At 73.7% G+C, this 18,983-nt stretch carries 16 protein-coding genes and 1 pseudogene; 5 read left to right on the top strand and 12 right to left on the bottom strand.

What is annotated here, in order from left to right:
- The first annotated feature begins 21 nt into the window (after positions 1 to 21).
- Positions 22 to 1,074 carry a zinc-dependent alcohol dehydrogenase family protein gene (locus ACFYXK_RS26360; protein ID WP_389413345.1) on the top strand — a complete coding sequence of 351 codons (1,053 nt, stop codon included), beginning with the start codon at positions 22 to 24 and terminating at the stop codon, positions 1,072 to 1,074.
- An 82-nt stretch (positions 1,075 to 1,156) separates the two neighbouring features.
- Positions 1,157 to 1,498, top strand: a complete 342-nt coding sequence (locus ACFYXK_RS26365) for a hypothetical protein (RefSeq protein WP_389413346.1) — start codon at positions 1,157 to 1,159, stop codon at positions 1,496 to 1,498.
- On the opposite strand, the gene ACFYXK_RS26370 is transcribed toward ACFYXK_RS26365, so the two are convergent.
- The 9 genes and pseudogenes from ACFYXK_RS26370 to ACFYXK_RS26410 all read right to left on the bottom strand — a co-directional run bounded on the left by ACFYXK_RS26370 (position 1,495) and on the right by ACFYXK_RS26410 (position 11,518).
- Positions 1,495 to 2,325 (bottom strand): PaaX family transcriptional regulator C-terminal domain-containing protein, encoded by an 831-nt coding sequence (locus tag ACFYXK_RS26370; RefSeq protein WP_389413347.1) that lies wholly within the window; start codon positions 2,323 to 2,325, stop codon positions 1,495 to 1,497. The genes ACFYXK_RS26365 and ACFYXK_RS26370 overlap by 4 nt on opposite strands.
- A gap of 61 nt (positions 2,326 to 2,386) precedes the next feature.
- Positions 2,387 to 3,112: an Asp/Glu racemase gene (locus ACFYXK_RS26375; RefSeq protein ID WP_389413419.1), complete on the bottom strand. Its 726-nt coding sequence runs from the start codon at positions 3,110 to 3,112 to the stop codon at positions 2,387 to 2,389.
- An 88-nt stretch (positions 3,113 to 3,200) separates the two neighbouring features.
- The gene (locus ACFYXK_RS26380) at positions 3,201 to 4,109 is read right to left on the bottom strand and encodes a fumarylacetoacetate hydrolase family protein (RefSeq protein ID WP_389413348.1); all 909 of its coding nucleotides are present in this window, start codon (positions 4,107 to 4,109) and stop codon (positions 3,201 to 3,203) included.
- Between the two features lie 16 nt (positions 4,110 to 4,125).
- On the bottom strand, positions 4,126 to 5,274 hold the full coding sequence (locus tag ACFYXK_RS26385) for a cupin domain-containing protein (RefSeq protein WP_383511571.1): 1,149 nt from the start codon (positions 5,272 to 5,274) through the stop codon (positions 4,126 to 4,128).
- On the bottom strand, positions 5,271 to 6,305 hold the full coding sequence (locus ACFYXK_RS26390) for a carbon-nitrogen hydrolase family protein (protein WP_389413349.1): 1,035 nt from the start codon (positions 6,303 to 6,305) through the stop codon (positions 5,271 to 5,273). Before ACFYXK_RS26390 ends, ACFYXK_RS26385 begins: the two co-directional genes overlap by 4 nt.
- 10 nt (positions 6,306 to 6,315) lie before the next feature.
- The gene (locus ACFYXK_RS26395) at positions 6,316 to 8,619 is read right to left on the bottom strand and encodes an FAD-dependent monooxygenase (RefSeq protein ID WP_389413350.1); all 2,304 of its coding nucleotides are present in this window, start codon (positions 8,617 to 8,619) and stop codon (positions 6,316 to 6,318) included.
- Positions 8,620 to 8,671: 52 nt separating this feature from the next.
- A complete protein-coding gene (locus ACFYXK_RS26400) occupies positions 8,672 to 9,232 on the bottom strand; it encodes an acyl-CoA thioesterase (RefSeq protein ID WP_389413420.1) in 561 nt (186 codons plus the stop codon).
- A gap of 21 nt (positions 9,233 to 9,253) precedes the next feature.
- Positions 9,254 to 10,864 (bottom strand): annotated as a pseudogene (locus ACFYXK_RS26405) (AMP-binding protein); the annotation flags it as partial.
- Between the two features lie 129 nt (positions 10,865 to 10,993).
- Entirely contained in the window at positions 10,994 to 11,518 is a 525-nt protein-coding gene (locus ACFYXK_RS26410) for an ATP-binding protein (RefSeq protein ID WP_389413351.1), read from the bottom strand.
- Positions 11,519 to 11,764: 246 nt separating this feature from the next.
- On the opposite strand from ACFYXK_RS26410, the gene ACFYXK_RS26415 reads away from it, so the two are divergent.
- Positions 11,765 to 12,727, top strand: coding sequence for an alpha/beta hydrolase fold domain-containing protein (locus ACFYXK_RS26415; protein WP_389413352.1), 963 nt, complete (start codon positions 11,765 to 11,767; stop codon positions 12,725 to 12,727).
- 95 nt (positions 12,728 to 12,822) lie between these two features.
- On the top strand, positions 12,823 to 13,545 hold the full coding sequence (locus tag ACFYXK_RS26420) for a phosphatase PAP2 family protein (RefSeq protein ID WP_389413353.1): 723 nt from the start codon (positions 12,823 to 12,825) through the stop codon (positions 13,543 to 13,545).
- 103 nt (positions 13,546 to 13,648) lie between these two features.
- Here the strand turns inward: ACFYXK_RS26420 and ACFYXK_RS26425 are convergent, their stop codons facing one another.
- The 3 genes from ACFYXK_RS26425 to ACFYXK_RS26435 all read right to left on the bottom strand — a co-directional run bounded on the left by ACFYXK_RS26425 (position 13,649) and on the right by ACFYXK_RS26435 (position 17,143).
- Entirely contained in the window at positions 13,649 to 14,674 is a 1,026-nt protein-coding gene (locus ACFYXK_RS26425; protein WP_389413354.1) for a LacI family DNA-binding transcriptional regulator, read from the bottom strand.
- Between the two features lie 59 nt (positions 14,675 to 14,733).
- Positions 14,734 to 16,284, bottom strand: a complete 1,551-nt coding sequence (locus ACFYXK_RS26430) for a carboxylesterase/lipase family protein (RefSeq protein ID WP_389413355.1) — start codon at positions 16,282 to 16,284, stop codon at positions 14,734 to 14,736.
- Between the two features lie 127 nt (positions 16,285 to 16,411).
- The gene (locus tag ACFYXK_RS26435) at positions 16,412 to 17,143 is read right to left on the bottom strand and encodes a phosphatase PAP2 family protein (protein ID WP_389413356.1); all 732 of its coding nucleotides are present in this window, start codon (positions 17,141 to 17,143) and stop codon (positions 16,412 to 16,414) included.
- 554 nt (positions 17,144 to 17,697) lie between these two features.
- Between ACFYXK_RS26435 and ACFYXK_RS26440 the strand changes: the two genes are divergently transcribed.
- Positions 17,698 to 18,945 (top strand): MFS transporter, encoded by a 1,248-nt coding sequence (locus ACFYXK_RS26440; protein WP_389413357.1) that lies wholly within the window; start codon positions 17,698 to 17,700, stop codon positions 18,943 to 18,945.
- Positions 18,946 to 18,983: the final 38 nt, after the last annotated feature.

Raw genomic sequence — 18,983 nt, forward strand, 5'->3', positions numbered from 1 at the left:
GTCGAGTGGAGGGCGGTTCCCATGCGCGCGGTGGTGTTCGAGCAGTACGGGCAGCCGGCCGAGGTCCGCGAGGTGCCCGATCCGAGTCCGTCGCCGGGCGGGGTCGTGGTGCGCGTCGAGGCGACGGGGCTGTGCCGCAGCGACTGGCACGGGTGGATGGGGCACGATCCGGACATCGTGCTGCCGCACGTGCCCGGGCACGAACTCGCCGGCGTGGTGGAGGCGGTGGGCTCCGGGGTCGTGGGCTGGCGGCCCGGGGACCGGGTCACCGTGCCGTTCGTCTGCGCCTGCGGGAGCTGCGCCCAGTGCGCGGCCGGCGACCAGCAGGTGTGTGCCCGCCAGACGCAGCCCGGGTTCACGCACTGGGGGTCGTTCGCGCAGTACGTGGCGCTGGAGCAGGCCGACGTCAATCTCGTGGCCGTGCCGCGGGAGCTCTCGTACGTGACGGCCGCCGGGCTCGGCTGCCGGTTCGCGACGGCGTTCCGGGCCGTGGTCGCGCAGGGGCGGGTGGCGCCGGGCGAGTGGGTCGCCGTGCACGGGTGCGGCGGGGTCGGGCTGTCGGCGGTGATGGTCGCGGTGGCGGCCGGGGCGCGGGTGGTCGCCGTGGACACGGCTCCGGGGGCGCTGGAGCTGGCGCGGGAGTTCGGGGCGGCGCACTGCGTGGACGCCTGGGCGGGCGGTACGGCCGACGCCGTACGGGAACTGACGGGCGGCGGCGCGCACCTCTCGCTCGACGCCCTGGGTTCGCCGGTGACCGCGGCGGCGTCGGTGGCGGGTCTGCGCCGACGGGGGCGGCACGTACAGGTGGGGCTGCTGCCGGCAGCGGCCGGGGAGACGATCCTGCCGATGGAGCAGGTGATCGGCTGGGAGTTGGAGATCCTGGGCAGCCACGGCATGGCCGCCCACGCGTATCCGCCGATGATGGAACTGGTCCGGTCCGGGGCGCTGCGGCCCGACCTGCTGGTCACCTCGACGATCGGGCTCGACGCGGCCCCGGCCGCCCTGGCCGCGATGGACACGGCACCCGGCCGCGGCGTCACGATCATCCTGCCGGGAGCGTCCGCGCAGGTCTGAGCTACGATCGCCGCGCGTTGACCGAATCGTCTTCCAGGAGGTGGCCATGGGCCTCAGCCCTCACGGCAGAGTGCCGATATCCGTGACCGCCGTGTTGGTGGGCGGCCTGCTGCTCGCCGGCTGCTCCGGCGGCGCGTCCCCGGAACCGCAGAACTCCGCCTCCCCGACGCCGGGCACGAGCGGGACGCCGACGGCCGCGTCGCCGACGCCCCCGCCCGCCGTCGCCTCTTCGGAGCCGGCCGAGACCCCGGACCCGACGGCCACCCCCGGCGCCCGTCCGAAGCAGTCCTCGTCCCCGCCGCGCTCCTCGCAGATCCCGCAGAACCCGAACCGCGGCCCCAACCCCCCGCCGGCTCCGCCGCGGCCCAGCCTGACTCCGGACTGGACGCCCAACCCGAAGTACACCATCGCGCCGCTGCCTTAGGCCGTGTCCTCCAGGCCCGTGACCTCCCGGACGTGGCGCAGGCTCGGCTCCAGCAGGACCGCGTGGAGCTGCTGGAAGACCTGGCGGGCGGCCACCGCGTTCCAGTCGGCCGGCAGGAGTTCGCTCGGCAGGCCCGGGTCGAGGTACGGGAGGCGGCGCCACTGGGTGAGCAGCGGCACGTAGTGGCGGAACGCCTCGGCCGGGCCGGGCTCCCCCTCCGCCGCGAGGCGCTTGGCGACGGGGGCGTAGGTGTCGGTGAAGGCGGCGTACTGCGTCTGGATCGCCGGGAAGTCCCACCACTCGCTCACGGTCTGCGCCAGGTCGCTGAAGGCGGCGTAGTCGGCGGCGAACAGGTGCACGTACTCGCTGAGGCCGAGCCGTACGAGCATGCCGCGGGCGTCTTCGAGCAGCCGCCCCGGGGCCAGCCACACGCCCGGGGCGATGTTGCCGAAGCCGAGCCAGGTCAGCCGGGTGCGCAGCTGGTAGCGGTGGGAGCGCTCGGACTCCGGTACGGAGAACACCGCCATGGCCCAGCCGTCGGCCAGGTCGGCGGGTTCGAGGCTGGCGAAGATGCGGCGGTCGCCCTCGTCGAAGACGGGGTGCACGGCCGGACTGAGCCGGTATCCGGTGGCACCCCGGCGCTCCGGTTCGAGGACGCCGCGCTTCTTGAGCCGCGAGATCGCCGACCGCACTGCCGGGCCGTCGACGTCCAGCTCGCCCATCAGCGTGATCAGGTCCGCGATGGAGATCCAGCCGCCGAGGCGGCGCAGGAACGCTCCGTAGACCGTGTTGATCAACGAGCTGGGCCTGAGGGGGCTGTCCGACATGATCGCCTTCCGTTGTACGCGGTCGCGATCATATCGAGCCCGCCCCGGGCCCTGCGGGTGACTACTGCGGCAGCGGGGCCTCCGCATACGCGCCGGAGAGCAGGTGTCCCGCGCCCGGGGCCAGCGCCGGCAGGTCGAGGGCGCGCAGCATCTGGTGGGCGGTGCAGACGGCCGCCGACACCACCGGCTTGCCCAGGAGCTGTTCGGCCTCCTCGATGGCGCCCAGGGAGGGCATCTGCACGCAGGCGGAGAGCACGACCGCGTCGGCGTCCGCGTACTCCAGCGCGCGGGCGAGGCCGGGCAGCCTGGCCGGGTCGTGGGCGGCCACGTCGAGGTTGTCCGGGATTTCGAGGGCCGTGTAGTCGAGGACCTCGATGCCCTCGTGGGTGAGGTAGTCCACGACGGTCCGCGTGAGCGGGCGCATGTACGGGGCGAGCAGGGCGATCTTGCGCGCGCCGATGGTGTGCAGTCCGTGGACGAGGGCGCCCGCGCTGGTGACGACGGGTGCGGGGGCGCCGTTCTCGACCGTACGGGAGTGCAGCCGCTGCTCCGAGGTGCGGTGGTAGCCGAGGCCCATGCTCATGATCGCCACCAGGCAGGCGTAGCCGAGGACGTCCACGCGGGCGTCGGACAGTTCGACGGCGCAGCGGTCGGAGTCGGCGTCCATGGCCTTGAGCTGCTGCGGCGTCACATGGGTCATGCGCATCCGGCTGGAGTGGAAGGTGAACCTCTCGTCGGGCAGGACCGCCTGGCGGGCGCGCAGGATGGCGGGGACCTCGGTCTCCATGGTCACGTTCGAACTCGGCACGATCTGGCCGATGCGGTAGGTGCGGGGCGGCACGGGCACTCCTGGGTGCTTGCTGGACGTACGGGGATCAGCGGGCGTCGACGACGGGGTTGGCCAGGGTGCCGATGCGCTCGACGGTCGCCTCGACCGTGTCACCCGGGACCAGGAACTCAGGCGGCACCATGCCGGCGCCGACGCCGGAGGGCGATCCCGTGGCGATGACGTCGCCGGGCTCCAGGGTCACGCCGGAGCTGATGTCCGCGATGAGGCGGGCGATGGGGAACAGCATGTGCCGGGTGTTCGACTTCTGCTTGGTGACGCCGTTGACGCGCAGCGAGAGGTCCAGGGCCATCGGGTCGGGGATCTCGTCCGCCGTGACCACCACCGGGCCGAAGGGCGCGTACGAGTCCTGCCCCTTGGAGAAGAACCACTGGCCGGAGCGGCGCTGGTCGCGGGCGCTGATGTCGTTGACGATGCTGAAGCCGAAGACGTGGTCGTACGCGTCCTCCTCGCTCACCCGGAACGCGGTACGGCCTATGACGACGGCCAGCTCGCACTCCCAGTCGAGCTGCCGGGTGAGGTCGCCGTTGTGCAGGATCGGCGCGCCGGGGCCGGTGACGGCCGTCGCGGGCTTGCTGAACAGCACGGGGCGGGGCGGGAGTTCCTTGTCGGTGTCCAGGCTGCGGCTGGACTCCTCGACGTGCTCGACGTAGTTGAGGCCGACTCCGATGATCTTTCCGGGGCGCAGCGGGGCGGCCAGGGTGACGTCTTCGAGCCGGTGGAAGGACCCGGCCGGCCGGGCGGCGGGATCGGCCTCGATCAGGCGCCGGGCGGCCTCCTGGGCGGTGGGGCCCGCCTGGACGAACGCGAGCAGGTCGTGCGGGAGGTCCACGCCGGCGCGGCCGGCCAGGACGGCGAGGTCGAGGACGAGACCGTCGACGTCTGCGCCGAGGCGGGGGGCCGGGTCGCCGGTGGTGGTGAAGGTCAGCAGTCGCATGGCGGGCTCCTCGGGGTCAGGCGGTGGCGGTCGGGGCGGCGGCAGCCGGGGCGGCGGGCATCGGCTGGTGGCCGTCGTTGTCCGGGTACGCCTCTTCGCGGTGGAAGCCGAGCGAGCGCATGACCGGGAAGTCGTTGAAGGAGAACAGGCAGGCGTCCTCGGACTGATCGAGGTTGTGGTGCTCGTGCCAGGCCCAGGAGGGGACGCAGAAGATGTCGCCCTGGCGCCATTCGAAGCGCTGCCCGGCGACGACCGAGACCCCGTGTCCCTTGGCGGCCGTGTAGATCACCGAGCCGGTGTGCCGGTGGGCGCGGGTGGCCTGCCCGGGGCGCAGCAGCTGCATGTGGGCGCCCATCGTGGGCATCACCGGGCCGCCCGTGACCGGGTTGGTGTACTCGGCGATGACCCCGTCGTACGGGGATCCCTCGCTCGCCTTCGCCAGGCCGAGCAGGGCCTCGTACGTCGGCTCCCAGGGGTAGGCGAGCAGCGGCGAGTAGGGCCGGCTCCAGCGTTCCGAGCCGTACGGGAGCAGGTTCGCGCTGTACTGGAGCACGGAGGAGTTGACCACCTTCCCGGGCGTCTGGTGGAGCTCGGGGTGCACCTCGTAGAACCCGGCGTCGAGGGCGTTGACGAGCGGGATGTCGAGGCCGTCCTGCCAGATGACGGGCGCGTCGTCGGCGTCGTTGCCGTGCTCGTGCCAGGTGCCGTTGGGGGTGATCGCGAAATCGCGCGGGCCGACCTTCAGCTTCTGGCCGTCGACGACCGTCCAGGCGCCGGTGCCCTCGTGGACGAAGCGCAGGGCCGCGGCCTGGTGGCGGTGGGCGGTCATGGCCTCGCCGGGGCCCATGATCTGGAGCCCGGTGTAGAGGAGGCCGGCGGCGGCGCTGACGTCCTTGCGGCCGGGGTTGACGAGCATCACGACGCGGCGGCCGGCGTCGTCGGCCTTGACCAGGCCAAGGGCCTTGTGGACGAGGGGCCGCAGCTCCTCGTAGCGCCAGAGCACGGGTACGGACTTGGGCTGCGGGTACCAGGGCTCGATGTCGTTGGCGACGGTCCACAGCGCGCCGGCGTCCAGGGCCTCGAGCTCGCCGTAGTAGTGCTCGAGTTCGGGGGTGTCGAAGACCCGGGCGCGGCCGAGCATGGTGTCGTCCTGCTCGATGGTCATGCGTCCTCCTCAGCGGTGGTGGTCAGGGGACCCGCGGGCGGTGCGGTGAAGGTCACCGGCGGGCGGGGGCGGTTGTCGACTTCGAGGCGGAAGATGTCGAAGCGGTTGTAGTGGCCGGTGATGTCGTGCATCTGCTTGGGCTGGATGCAGCGGCCGAGGTCGATCTCGCCGTAGACGATGCCCTCGTCGTCGACGAGCGGTTCGCTGACCGGGCGGCCGTCGGGGCCGAAGATCCCGGACAGGGCGCTGCGGGGCCGCTGGAACAGGGCGCGCAGCTCCTCGTCGTCCCCGGCGAGGGTGTCGACGATCTCCGGGGAGACGGTGGAGCAGGCGACGACGGAGAAGACCTTGCCCTCGAAGCTGTGGGCGGCGGTGCGGACGGCGATGGCGTCGGCCATGTCGTAGTCGGCCGGGGCCACGGGCAGGGCGATGTAGCAGGAGGCGTGGACCAGTTCGCCCTGCGCGAGGAGGGTGAAGCGGGCCAGGGTGTTGGTGTTCTCGCCGCAGGCGAGGGCGCCGAGCGGGCCGACGGGGGTGGGGTGGACGCGCAGGGAGCTGCCGTCGCCGCCGGTCCAGGTGAGCTTCTCGGCCCAGGTGGGCACCAGCTTGCGGTGCACGCCGAGGAGTTCGCCGTCGGGCCCGATGGTGAGCAGGGTGTTGTAGAGGACGCCGAGGCTGTGCGCGGCGCGTTCGTTGACGCCGATGACGAGGACGACCCCGTACTGGCGGGCCGCCGCGCGCAGGGTGTCGACGTACGGGCCGGGGATGTCGACCGAGGCGCGCTGGAGGCGCTCGAACCAGGGCGAGCCCTGGACGGGGTTCATCGTCCAGTTCCAGTAGGGGTAGCCGGGGACGAACACCTCGGGGAAGACGACGAGTTCGGCACCGTTCGCGGCGGCCTCGGCGATCAGCGCGACGGCCTTGTCGACGGTGGCGGCGGGGTCCAGGTAGACCGGGGAGGCCTGGACGGCGGCCGCCGTGAAGCGGGGCAGGTGGTGCAGGGGCGGGCGGTGCGGGGGCAGGGTCTCCATCAGGGTCTCCTCAGTTGGCCGGCGCGGTGGCGGCGAGGCGCGGCAGCCAGCGCTGGTGCACCGGCGCGGCGGGCTGCCGCAGCAGCTCCAGGCGCGGCGGGACCCGGTCGGTGCGGGCGGCGGGCGGTCTGCCGCTGCCCGCCTTCCAGGAGGGCGCCCACGGCGCGGCGGGCCCGTGGTAGCCCTGGGCGGCCGCGGCGTGCAGGGTCCACAGCGGGTCGTGCAGGTGAGCGCGGCCCACCCCGCAGAGGTCGGCCCGGCCGGCCAGGATGATCGAGTTCACGTCGTCGTACGTGGAGATCGCGCCGACGGCGATGGTGGGGACCCCGGTGGCGTTGCGGATCAGATCGGCGTACGGGGTCTGGTAGCTGCGGCCGTAGCGGGGCCGCTCGTGGGCGACGACCTCGCCGGTGGAGACGTCGATCCCGTCGGCGCCGGCCTCGGCGAGGGCGCGGGCGACGGCCACGGCGTCGGCCTCGCTCAGGCCGCCCTCGGCCCAGTCGGCCGCGGAGATCCGCACGAGCAGGGCCTTGCCGGCGGGCCACACCGCCCGTACGGCGTCCAGCACTTCGAGCGGGAAGCGCAGCCGCCCGGCGAGGTCGCCGCCGTACGCGTCGGTGCGCAGGTTGGTCAGCGGCGAGAGGAACCCGGACAGCAACTGCCCGTGCCCGTACTGGAGTTCCAGCACGTCGAAGCCGGCCCGGTCGGCGCGCCGGGCCGCGCGGACGAAGTCCCGTACGAGGACGTCCATATCGGCCCGGGTGGCCTCGCGCGGGACCGGGCTGCGCTCGTCCCAGGCCAGGGCCGACGCGGCGATCGGCCGAGCGTCCCCGGTACCGGCGCGGCGGCCGGCGTGGGTGAGCTGGATGCCGAGGCAGGTGTCGGACTGGCCGTGGACGAAGTCCGTGATCCGCCGCCAGGCGGCTTCCTGTTCGTCGGTGTAGAGGCCGGGGCAGCCGGGGGCGTCCCGGCCTTCGGCGCTGACGGCGGTCATCCCGGCGAGGACCAGGCCGGAGCCGCCGAGCGCCTGGGTGCTCAGGTGGACGAGGTCGAAGTCCCCCGGGATGCCGTCGCGGGCGGTGCCGAGGGCGGTGGGCGGCACCACGACCCGGTTGCGCAGGAGCAGCCCGCCGAGCGGGAAGGGGCGGAACATCGGGGGCACGGGAGCGGAGGGGTTGACGGCGGTGGTGAACTCCTCGTCGCGCACGCGCAGGTTGTCGTAGGTGACGCGGCGGCTGCGGGTCAGCAGGTTGAAGGCGAACTGGGGTGGTTCCTGGGCCGTGTAGCGGCCGATGTTCTCGAACCATTCAAGGCTGGCCTGGGCGGCGCGCTGGGTCGATTCCACGACCGGACGGCGCTCGTCCTCGTACGCGGCGAGCGCGCCGGGCACGTCCGGGTGCTCGTGCAGACAGGCCGCCAGGGCCAGGGCGTCCTCCATGGCCAGCTTGGTGCCGGAGCCGATGGAGAAGTGGGCGGTGTGGGCGGCGTCCCCGAGGAGGACGATGTTCTCGTGCCGCCAGGTGCGGTTGCGCACCGTGGTGAACCGGAGCCACTTGGAGTTGTTGGGCAGGAGCCTGTGCCCGTCCAGATGGCCGGCGAGCATCTCCTCGCAGCGGCGGATGCTGTCCGTGTCGCTGGTGCCGGGCGGGTGGTCGCGGTCCGCGAACTCCGCGAAGCCCGCGCGCCGCCAGGCGGCCTCGTCCATCTCCACGATGAACGTGGAGCGGGTGGAGTCGTAGGGGTAGGCGTGCACCTGGAGGGTGCCGAAGTCCCGCTCCTCGACGAGGAAGGTGAAGGCCTCGAAGACCTTGTCCGTGCCGAGCCACATGTAGCGGCCGGAGCGTTCGTCCAGGTCGGGCCCGAAGGTGTCCGCGTACGCGGCGCGGGTGGCCGACCGTACGCCGTCGCAGGCGACGACGAGGTCGTACGAGGCCGCCAGCTCGGCGGCGGGCGGGGCCTGCGTGCGGTAGCGGACGTCCACCGCCAGGGCGGCGCAGCGCTCCTGGAGGATCCGCAGCAGCTGCCGGCGGCCGAGGGCGGCGAAGCCGTGGCCGCCGGAGGTGAGGGTCCGGCGCCGGTAGGTGACGTCGATGTCGCTCCAGCGGGCGAACTCGGCCGACATGGCCGCATAGATCTCGGGGTCCGCCTGCGCGATGCCGTCGAGGGTCTCGTCGGAGAAGACGACCCCGAAGCCGAACGTGTCGTCGGGGGCGTTGCGCTCCCAGACGGTGACGTCCCAGTGGGGGGAGAGCTGCTTGGCCAGGGCTGCGAAGTACAGCCCGCCGGGCCCTCCTCCGATGACTGCTACGCGCACGGCGTACCTCCTCGTGGTTCCGGAACAACATATGGTGCAGATTTGGCGACCGTCAACAATGCTCGACATCTCTCGTGAGGAGTTCCGGTGCCTGCGGGCCCGACTTCGTCAGCACTTCGCGCACGTCGGCGGGCCAGGGCGTGGTCCCCGTCGCGCGGGAGGCGGAGTGGGCGATGACCATCCGCCCGGCGGCGGCCTCCACGCCCCCCTCGCCGTGGACCGTGAACACGTAGTGCAGGGAGCTGGCGCCGACCTTGGCGACGCTCAGCTCGATGCGCACGGCCTCGCCGAACCAGAGCCGGGCCCGGTAGTCGGCCTCGAAGTGGACGCGCGGGGTGCTGCCGAAGAGGTGCGCGAGGCCCAGGCGGCGCAGCAGCACGGCCTCGGCCGCCTCGACCCAGCGCACGACGGTGGAGTGGTGGTAGTGCCCGGCGGCGTCGGTGTCGGGCCATTCGATGCGGCGCTCGATGACCACGCCGGGCAGGTGCGCAACGAGCGCCTCGGGGCAGCCGGCGGCGCATCCGGCGTCGGCGCCGGTCCCGGCTTCGACCGGGGCCGGGTCGGGGGCCGGGGCCGGGGCTCCGGCGGCCCGGGCGGACCCGGGATCCGGCACCCCGGCGCCGGAGCGGGCCCATTCGCGCAGTTCGCCGCGCTGGAGCTTCCCGTTGCCGGTACGCGGGAGGCGCGCGACGAACTCGACGGCACGCGGGTACTTGTACGGGGCGATGGCCCCCTTGACGTGGGCCTGGAGCTCACGGACCGTCGCCTCGTCCGCCGGGACACCGGCCCCGAGCACGACGTACGCCTTGACGAGCATGCCGCGCCGGTCGTCGGGGGCGCCGACGACCCCGCACTCCTCGACGTACGGATGGGCGGCCAGGGCCTTCTCGACCTCCGGGCCCGCGATGTTGTAGCCGGAGGAGACGATCATGTCGTCACTGCGGGCCACGTACCAGAAATAGCCGTCGGCATCGCGGACGTAGGTGTCGCCGGTGATGTTCCAGCCGTTCCTGACGTACGCCGTCTGGCGCGGATCGTCGAGATAGCGGCAGCCGGTGGGTCCGGTGACCGCCAGCAGCCCGGGCTGCCCGTCGGGGACGGGGTTGCCGCCCTGGTCCACCACGGCGGCGCGGTAGCCGGGCACGGGCAGGCCCGTGGCGCCGGGCCGGATGTCCCCGTCGGCCGCGGAGATGAAGACGTGCAGCATCTCGGTGGCGCCGATGCCGTCGATGATGCGCAGTCCGGTGGCGGCGTGGAACTCCTCCCACACGGCGGCGGGCAGCGCCTCTCCGGCGGACACGCAGCGGCGCAGCCCGGCCAGTCGGCCCGCCGCGCCGGCGGCCATGATCGCGCGGTAGGCGGTGGGCGCGGTGAACAGGACGGTCACGCCGTGCTCGGCGACGAGGTCGGCCAGCTGCTCCGGGCCCGCCTGCTCGATCAGCAGGGTCGCGGCCCCGACGTGCAGCGGGAAGACCACGAGCCCGCCGAGGCCGAAGGTGAAGGCGAGCGGCGGCGTACCCGTGAAGACGTCGTCGGGGCGGGGTTTCAGCACGTGCCGGGAGAAGGTGTCCGCATTGGCGAGCACGTCGCGGTGGAAGTGCAGGGTCGCCTTGGGGCGCCCGGTCGTACCGGAGGTGAAGGCGATCAGCGCCACGTCGTCCGCGGCGGTGGGGACGGTGGCGAACACGCCGCTCTTGGCCGCCGAGCGCGCGGTCAGGTCCCCGTCCCCGGGGCCGCCGTAGGCGAGAACCGGCAGCTCGGCGAGGCCTTGACCGGCGGCCGCGGCGAGTTCGCCGAGGTAGCGGTGGTCGCACACGGCGACGGTGGGACGGCTGATCTCGCAGAGCTCGGCGAGTTCGGCGGCGCGCAGCAGCGGCATCGTCGTGACGGCGACGCCGCCGGCCTTGAGGACGCCGAACCAGGCGGCCACGAGCCAGGGGTTGTTGGGGGCGCGCAGCAGGACCCGGTTGCCGGGGACGAGGCCGAAGTCCTCGGTGAGGACCTGGGCGACCTGGTTGGCGCGCTGCTGGAGCTCGCCGTAGGTCCAGCGCTCGGTCGGGGTCAGCAGACAGGTGCGGTCGGGGCCCCAGCGCTCGACGGCTTCGTCGAGCAGGCGTCCGGCGCAGTTGAGGCGGTCGGGGTAGGCCAACTCCGGTAGATCGAAGTGGAGTTCGGGCCAGAGGGGGAAGGCCGGCAGCCGGTCCCTGCAGAAGGGGTCGGCGTGGGCGGAAGGGGAGAGCTCCATGGGGCGGCACCTCAATCAGGGAGCAGCGGGGGAGATGCGGAGCAAGTTATCTCGATAATTTTGCGTCCGTCAACATTCCTCGATATTTCTTTGGACGCCGGGCAGCCTCCGGACCGCCAGCACACCGGTTCAGGCGGCCGGCGCGACCGGCAGGCAGAGCCGTACGGAAGTGCCGAACTCATGCGCCATGACCGAGAGTTCGCCGCCCGCCTCGGCCGCGAGCAGCTGGACGATGAGCAGCCCGCGGCCACTTTCGGCATCCGGGCCGACCTCGGCGGCGGGATGGGGCAGCCGGGGCGGCCGGGCCCCCTGGTCGGCGACCTCCAGCCGCAGCCATCCCCCGCCGAAGGCCACCCCGACCCGCATCCGCCCGGTGGCGGCGGCGGCGTGCCGGACGACGTTCCCGGCGAGTTCGCTGACGGCCAGCAGCAGTACGTCCACGACCTCGGCGGCGATGCGCCAGCCCTCCAGCACGACCCGGACGCGGGCCCGCACCAGCGGTACGGCGACCGCGGCGGGCTCGACCGCCCACTGGGCGAAGCTGCGGACCCGGGCCGGGGCCGCGGCAGCGGCAGCGGCCGGGGCGCCGGCGGGCTGCGCGGGGACGGCGGCGACCGGGGCGGCCCCGGCGGGAAGGGTGGCGGTGGTCAACATGACGTGCTCCCGGAGGGGAATGCGACGCCGCCCGTTGAGTGTCTCGTGTAACTACCCAGGAACTCGGAGGCCCGATGGGCTTGTGGTCAGCGGAAACGCGTCGCTAGAGTCGTGATTACACGTGTAACACGCTAAGCCTCCCCGGTGCCCCGCGCAAGCATTTCGGACAAACGTTACGAAGCCTGGGCCGCCCGCACCGGGACCCGCCGGCCTCCGAGGCCGCACACCGAATGGGATGAGCCGTAGATGACGCAGTCTCCCCCGGCCGAGTTCGACATCGCCGACATGACCTGGCCGCCCCCGCCGTTCCAGCAGCCCGTACCGCCCGTGACCGGCGCGGACGGCGTACGCCGCTTCGACGGGATCACGTACGCGACCACCCCCGGCTACCGCCCCCGCCTCCTCGACGTACAGCTCCCCGCGGGCGAAGGCCCGTTCCCGGCGGTCGTCTGGATCCACGGCGGCGGCTGGCTGGACGGCGACCGCCGGTACCCGCCGCCGACCGTGCCCGCCGCCCTGCTGCACGGTGCGGTCCTCGGCGCCGGGCTCGCGCTCGTCTCCATCGACTACCGGCACAGCCTCGAGGCCCCGTTCCCCGCGCAGCTGCACGACGTCAAGGCCGCGATCCGCTACGTGCGGCGCTTCGCCGCCCCCCTCGGCATCGACCCGGACCGGATCGGCGTCTGGGGCGAGTCGGCGGGCGGCCACCTGGCCGCGCTCGCCGGGCTCGTCCGCCCGGGCAGCACGGATGCCGGGACCCTGGCGGCACTGGAGGGCTCCCACGGGGTCGGCTCCGGCGACACCGGTGTCCTGGCCGTCGTCGACTGGTACGGGGTCCACGACCTGGTGGCCCTCGCGGCGCACCCGCTGCCGATGCCGACCGGCGCCGAGTTCCCCAACCCGTACGACGCCCTCCTGGGCGTTCCCGCGGCCGAGCAGGCGGAGCCGGCCCGGGCCGCGAGCCCGGTCACGTACGCCGTCCCGGGCTCGAACCCGCCGCCGTTCCTGCTGGTGCACGGCACCGCGGACGGGCTCGTCCCGTACAGCCAGAGCGAGGCACTCGCCGAGGCGCTGACGGGCGCGGGAGGCGAGGTGGCGCTGCAGCCCGTGGAGGGCGCCGACCACATCTTCCTCGGCTCCCCCGACGTCCCCGCGATCGTCGCGCAGAGCGTCGCGTTCCTGGCCCGGCACCTGGGCGCGGGGGCCTGAGCCCCCGCCCCGTCCCGGACACACCGCTCCACAGACCGGTCCCACCGTGGGGGCGCGGCCCGGCCGCGCCCCCACGCGCACGTCGAAAGGCAGTCATGTCCCGGCACACACTCACTTCGGTCCGCCCCGGTGCGGCCCGGCCGGAGGCGGCGGACCTGCGCCGCCGCCCCGGCACCCTGCTCCTGGGCGTGCTGCTGCTCGCCCTGACCGCGGCACTGGCCCTCACCGTCCGCACGGACGTCGCGAACCCGCCGTTCCAGGGAGCGGACGACCGGTGGCTGCGCTGGATGGGCGGCCCGCACGACGGGCTCCCCGCGGCCCCCGCGGCCGTCCTCAACTGGTTCGGCGGCCCGCTGGGCGTCGTCGTGCCGCTCGGGATGCTGGTCTTCCTGCTCGTCCGCAGGCGCTGGACTTCGGCGGGCTTCCTGCTCGGGGTCTACCTCGCGGGCAACATGCTGGTGGTGCAGGCGCTCAAGCACCTGGTGGACCGCCCGCGCCCGGCGCACCCGCTGGTCCGCGTCGACCACGGTTCCTTCCCCTCGGGCCATGCGGCGGGGGCGGCACTGCTCGTCGTACTGGCCGGCGTCCTGCTGGTCCCGGCGGCCCGGCGGCGGACGTGGTGGGCCGGCGGCGTGGTGTTCACCCTGGCCATGATGTGGAGCCGCACCTGGCTCCACGCCCACTGGCTCACCGACACGGTGGCCGGTGCAGCGGCCGGCGCGGGGGCCGCACTCCTGGCGTGGTGGGCCTTCGCCCCCGCCCTCGCCCGGGAGCAGGCCCGACGGCCGCGGTCGTCGACCCCCGCGCGAACCCGCTAGGCCGGGCGGGTTGCGCCGCCGGGGTGTCGGACCTGCGGCGCTCGGACGTGCGCGTGAACCGGGCCGCGGCACGGCACCGTCGAACTTGGCCGTCGAGCCGGGCTCAGGACGTGGCGCGGTGGACGAGGAGGGCCTCGATCGCCGGGACCGGCGGCGTCCTCCCCGTCTCGATCAGCTCGTGGAGGGCGTCGGCGACCCGGGCCGCCGACGGCAGGTCCAGGCGGACCGTCGTGAGGGGCGGTTCCTGGAGGGAGGCGAGGACCAGGTCGTCGGAGCCTACGATCGCGACCTCGTCCGGTACGGCGATGCCCTCGGCCCGGAGGGCGTGCAGGAGCAGCGCCGCGTACTCGTCGTTGTAGGCGAAGACGGCGTCCAGACCCAGGCTCGGCCAGCGCCGGGCGAGGGCGGTCGCGGACTCCCCGGTGTACGCGAGCTCCACGGGGGTCACCGTCGCCATGTGCCGGGCCGCGACCGACTCGGCCCCGGCGAGGCGCGGGCCGGCGAGGGTGCCGAGGCCGCGTTCCCGGGGCATGACCACGCCGATCCTGCTGCGGCCCCGGGCGATGAGGTGCTCGGCCGCGGTGGCGCCGATGTCCGCGTGGTCGAAGCCGATCGTATGGACGCCCTCCACCGGGCGGGCGGCGAAGGCCAGCAGACCGCGCACCCCGGCGCGGGTCAGCAGCTCGGCGGCCTGGGCGGTGAAGCGGTCGCCGTCGAGGGCGACGACGGCCGCCGGGCGCAGTTCGGCCCAGGCCCGGGCGGCGTCGAGGGGGTCGGCGAAGCGGCCCGCGTGCAGGACGGCCGTGTAGCCGTGGCGGTCGAGCTCGCTGTGCAGGTCGTCGACCCAGTCGCTGACGAGCCGGCCGATCGCGGAGATCGACGCGGGCATCAGGACGAGGTTGCTGCGGCCGGCCCGCAGGGACCGGGCTGCGGCGTGCGGTACGTAGCCGAGCTGCCGGGCGGCGTCGAGCACCCGCGTACGGGTGCCCTCGCTGACGCGGTGGCCGGGGGTGTCGTTCAGCACGAACGAAACGGTGGCGCGTGACACCCCGGCCAGCCGGGCCACGTCGGCGCTGGTGATCGACACGGGCGACGCGGGGGTGCTCGTCTCCTTGGGCTCCCTGGGCATGGTCCTCGGTGCTCCCTTGGGTCGACTTACACCTCTCCTCCCAGGTTACACGAGTTAGATCATCGATCCCTGCGGGTTTCGTGCAGGCGGCGCGAGGGCCCCGCGAGGTCGTCGAAGGCGGTGACGACCGAGTCGAAGCGCATCGTGGTCCGCGTCCGCGCGCCGTACCGGTGCCACTGCGGCATGCCGGGGTGGTTCGGGTCGCCGGTGCGGACGAACGCGATCCAGGCCCGGTGCATGGTCTGCGCGAGGCCGTCGCGGACGGCGGGGGCGAGCCCGGCGAGGAAGGGTGCGTGCGACCACTGTTCGAAGTTGTCGAAGACGAAGGGGAGTTCGAGGCAGTGCGCGGCGCCGAGCCGGCCCTCGTACGCGGGCGTGGGGAGGTCGAACTGATAGGCCCAGACGGGGTGCTCCGAACCGGCCCTGGCCTCGGCCAGCCCGAGGGAGGGGACCCGGAAGAGCTCGTCCGTGATCAGGTCCATGAGGACGCCGGCCGGACCGGCGCCGGGGCGGGCCGCCTCGTACGCGGCGTAGACCTCGGGTGCGGCCCCGGCCCCGAAGGTCTCCGCGATCCGGTCGGTCACCTGCTCCCTGGTGGCGGCCGCGTACCCCTCGTCGAGGCCGAAGCCGAAGTTGGCCTCCTCGCGGGTCCACCCGATCATGACGTCGACGCCCGCCGCGGCCCCGTGCAGCAGGGCCTGCGCCGGATGGCGCTCGAGCGTTTCCCCGTCGACGACGGGCAGGAACGGCGTCGGCCAGTAGCCCCACCGCATCGTGCGGGCGAACAGGCCGCCGGCCGCACCGATCAGGGCCGGCCAGGGCAGTGCGCGCAGCTCCTGTGCGGTCTTGGCGCCGGCCAGCTCCCGAAAGGCCTCGGTGCGCTCCCGGTACGCATCGGGGTCGGGCAGGTCGAGCCCGAACGGCGGGCTCTGCAGGATCACCCGCCGGATCAGGCCTGCGGCCTGCGGGTGCCCGGCGAGGGCCGCGGTGGAGACGGCTCCGCCGGACTGGCCGGCGACGGTGATCCGGTCCGGGTCGCCGCCGAAGGAGGCGATGTTCTCCCTCACCCAGTGCAGGGCGGCGAGCTGGTCGGAGAGCCAGGGGTTGGCCACCTCGTCGCCCTCCGCCCCGCCGGCGCCCTCCGGAGGGAGGTAACCGAGCGGTCCGATGCGGTAGTTGATGCCGACGAACACCAGGTCGCCGTCCCGCGCGAAGGTCTCGCCGCCGTAGCCGGGCAGCGAGCCCGACCCGGAGACGAAGCCGCCGCCGTGGATCCACACCAGTACCGGACGGCGGGCGTCGTCCGCCGCGGGCGTCCAGACGTTGAGGGTGAGGCAGTCCTCGTCGAAGGGGGGCGAGCCGTGACCGCCGAGGACCGGATCGCCGCCTTCCACGTACATCTGCGGGGCGCTGGGGCCGTCCGCGCTCGCCTCGCGCGTGCCACTCCAGCCGGGATGCGGCCGGGCGGGCCGCCAGCGCAGGTCGCCGACGGGGGGTGCGGCGTACGGGACCGCCCGGAAGACGCAGAGCCCGTCTTCGATCGCGCCGCGCAGTCGCCCTGCGGGGAGGTCGACCACGGGGGGCGGGGTGCGGTTGTCGGTGTGTGCCATGGGGCCCTTCCTTCGTCGCTCCGGGGGCCGGCGGTGCGGTGGGCGCACGCCGGCCCCCCGTGCGAGGGTATGGCGATTAATGGACGACCGTCAATGATTCTCTATATATCTCGTTGGCCTGCGGCCCTCACAACCACAGGCTGTCGGCCGCGACCCGCTCGGCCTCGATCCGCAGGAGCGGCGCGAACGCCCTCCACAGCAGCATGCAGCTGCCGGCGCCGGCCAGCGCCCCGGCGACGGTGTCGCTGAGCCACTGCGCGTGCAACCAGGTCCGGCTGCCCATCATGGCGACGACGTACAGCGCCGCGAAGAGCCACCACCAGCGGCGGGCCCGCGGGGGGAACACCAGGACGGCGGCCACGAACACCAGCGTCACGGCGGTGAACACCTGGCCGGAGGGGAACGAGCCGTCGTTGACCAGGACCCACGGATGCGGCGGGCGGGGCCGGTCGACGAGGTGCTTGAGCGGGAGCACCAGGAGGACGTTCGCCGCGATGCCGGCGGTGAGGGCGAACAGCCCGGACCGCCAGCGCCCGTAGACGCAGAGGCAGCCGACCAGACCGAGCGGCAGGACCGTGCCGAGCGGGCCGCCGAGCCGGTCGAAGAGGGTGGCCAGGCCGGTGAGGGCGTCGGCGCGCGAGCCGTCCATGGACGCGGCCCAGCTGTCGTCGAGCCCCTGGAAGACGGGGCGTTCGCCGACCGAGACCAGGAGGCCGATCAGCAGCGATCCGAGGAGGAGCGCGGCGCCGACGGCGACCGCGTGGCGGGGCGGGTCCGCCGGGAGGTGGTGCCGGGGGGCGGGGATCAGGGGCGGGGATGCGCGGTGCCCGGACCGGGGCACGGCGGAGGAACGTGGCATGACAGGCCTTTCACGGTGGTCTCCCCGGGCGGTGGGGGCACGCAGAGAGCAGGCACAGGGGGTGGAGGACTTCACGGGGCCGAAGGCAGGGGGCCGGGGCCCGAGACCGCGGGCGTGAGACCGGGGACCGGAGACCGGAGGAAGCCGGCCGCGGGCTCGTGCGGTGAGCGGCGACGGGAGTCGTCGCGATGCGGCACGGAGTATTGCGGATGCGTGACCGTCGCCACAAGCGCAAGAGGGATTCCGGACACAACAGCCCTGCTCAGTGGCCTTGGGGTGATGGTTACACGTCCTCGCAGAGTTACCCGCCGGTCGGTCACGATCCGCACATCGCCACCTCTCAGCCTCTAGCGACGCCCTGAAATGGGTGCTACACAGTGTCCAAGCGCCGAAGGTGACACGTGTAACAACATCATGTGAACCGCAGCGCCCGCCGAGCCTTCCCAGGCGGCAGCACCTCGCCGCAGCCCACGCAGGGTGCACCCCTCTCCGCCACGGGCCCCCGCGCCGAGCCTCTCCACACCCCTTCTCGCCCCGTCCCCCGAGGAGTCGTCATGGCCCAGAACGAACTGGTCGATTCACCCGCCCCGGCGGATCCCGAACCTCCCCGCCAGCGCGCGCTGCTGCCCCTGCTGCTGGTCGCGAACTCCGCCCTCATGGCGGTCTACATGGGCGTCGGGTCGATCCTGCTGCCCACGCAGGTCGCGCAGATCGCCCCCGACGACAAGGTCGCCGTACTCGGTGTGATCGGCGGGGTCAGCGCGGTCTTCGCGACCGCGTTCAACCCGATCGCCGGCGCCCTCTCCGACCGCAGCGGCCGCCGCAACCCCTGGATCCTCGGCGGCGCCTTCGGCTCGCTCGCCGCCCTCGCGTTCCTCGGATACGCGACCATCGCACTGCTCGTCGGCATCGGCTGGTGCCTCGTACAGGCGACCATGAACGTCTACCAGGCCGCGGTCACCGCGATCGTCCCCGACCGGGTGCCCGTCGCCCGGCGCGGCACCGCGTCCGCGCTGGTCGGGCTGGGCCTGCCGATCGGCGGCACGGTCGGAGTGCTGATCGCCTCCAGGACCGCGGACCACCTGCGGACCGGGTACCTGGTCTTCGGCGCGATCGTCGCCGCCTCCGCACTGCTGCTCACCCTCCTGTGCCGGGACGTGCCGCGCACCGGTCCCGCCCCGGCCGCCGTCCCGAAGCGGGCTCAACTCGCCGCGTTCCTCTCGGCGTTGGCCAATCACGACTTCCGGTGGGCGTTCATCGGCCGGGCCCTGATGGTCCTCGGCTACTTCTCCGTCGTCGGCTACCAGCTGTACATCCTGGACGACCACATCAGCCTGCCCTCCGGGCTGACCCCGCCCGCCGCGATGGCGGTGCTCACCCCCGTGTCGATGGTCGCGATGGCCGTCTCGACGGTGGTGGGCGGGATGCTGTCCGACCGGTGGGACCGCCGCAAGGTGTTCGTCGGCGTCTCGGCCGCCCTCGCCGGGCTCGTCATGGTGGTCCCCGTCGTCAGCCCCACCTGGACCGGCATGCTCGTCTTCAGCGCGCTCAACGGGCTCGCGTTCGGCTGCTTCATGGCCGTCGACACCGCACTGGTCACCCTGGTCCTGCCCCGCGCCGAGGACGCCGCCCGCGACATGGGCGTCCTCAACATCGCCAACGCCGGGCCGCAGATCATCGCCCCGTTCGTCGCCTCGGCCGTGGTGACCGCCCTCGGCGGATACACCCCGCTCTTCCTCGTCGGCGGGGCCCTCTCGCTGATCGGCGCACTCGCCATCCTCCCGATCCGCAGCGTGCGCTGATCCCCGTCCCCGGGCCGCCGTTGCCGCATCGCGGCGGC

The sequence above is a fragment of the Streptomyces sp. NPDC002209 genome (genome assembly GCF_042890265.1).
Classification (GTDB): domain Bacteria; phylum Actinomycetota; class Actinomycetes; order Streptomycetales; family Streptomycetaceae; genus Streptomyces.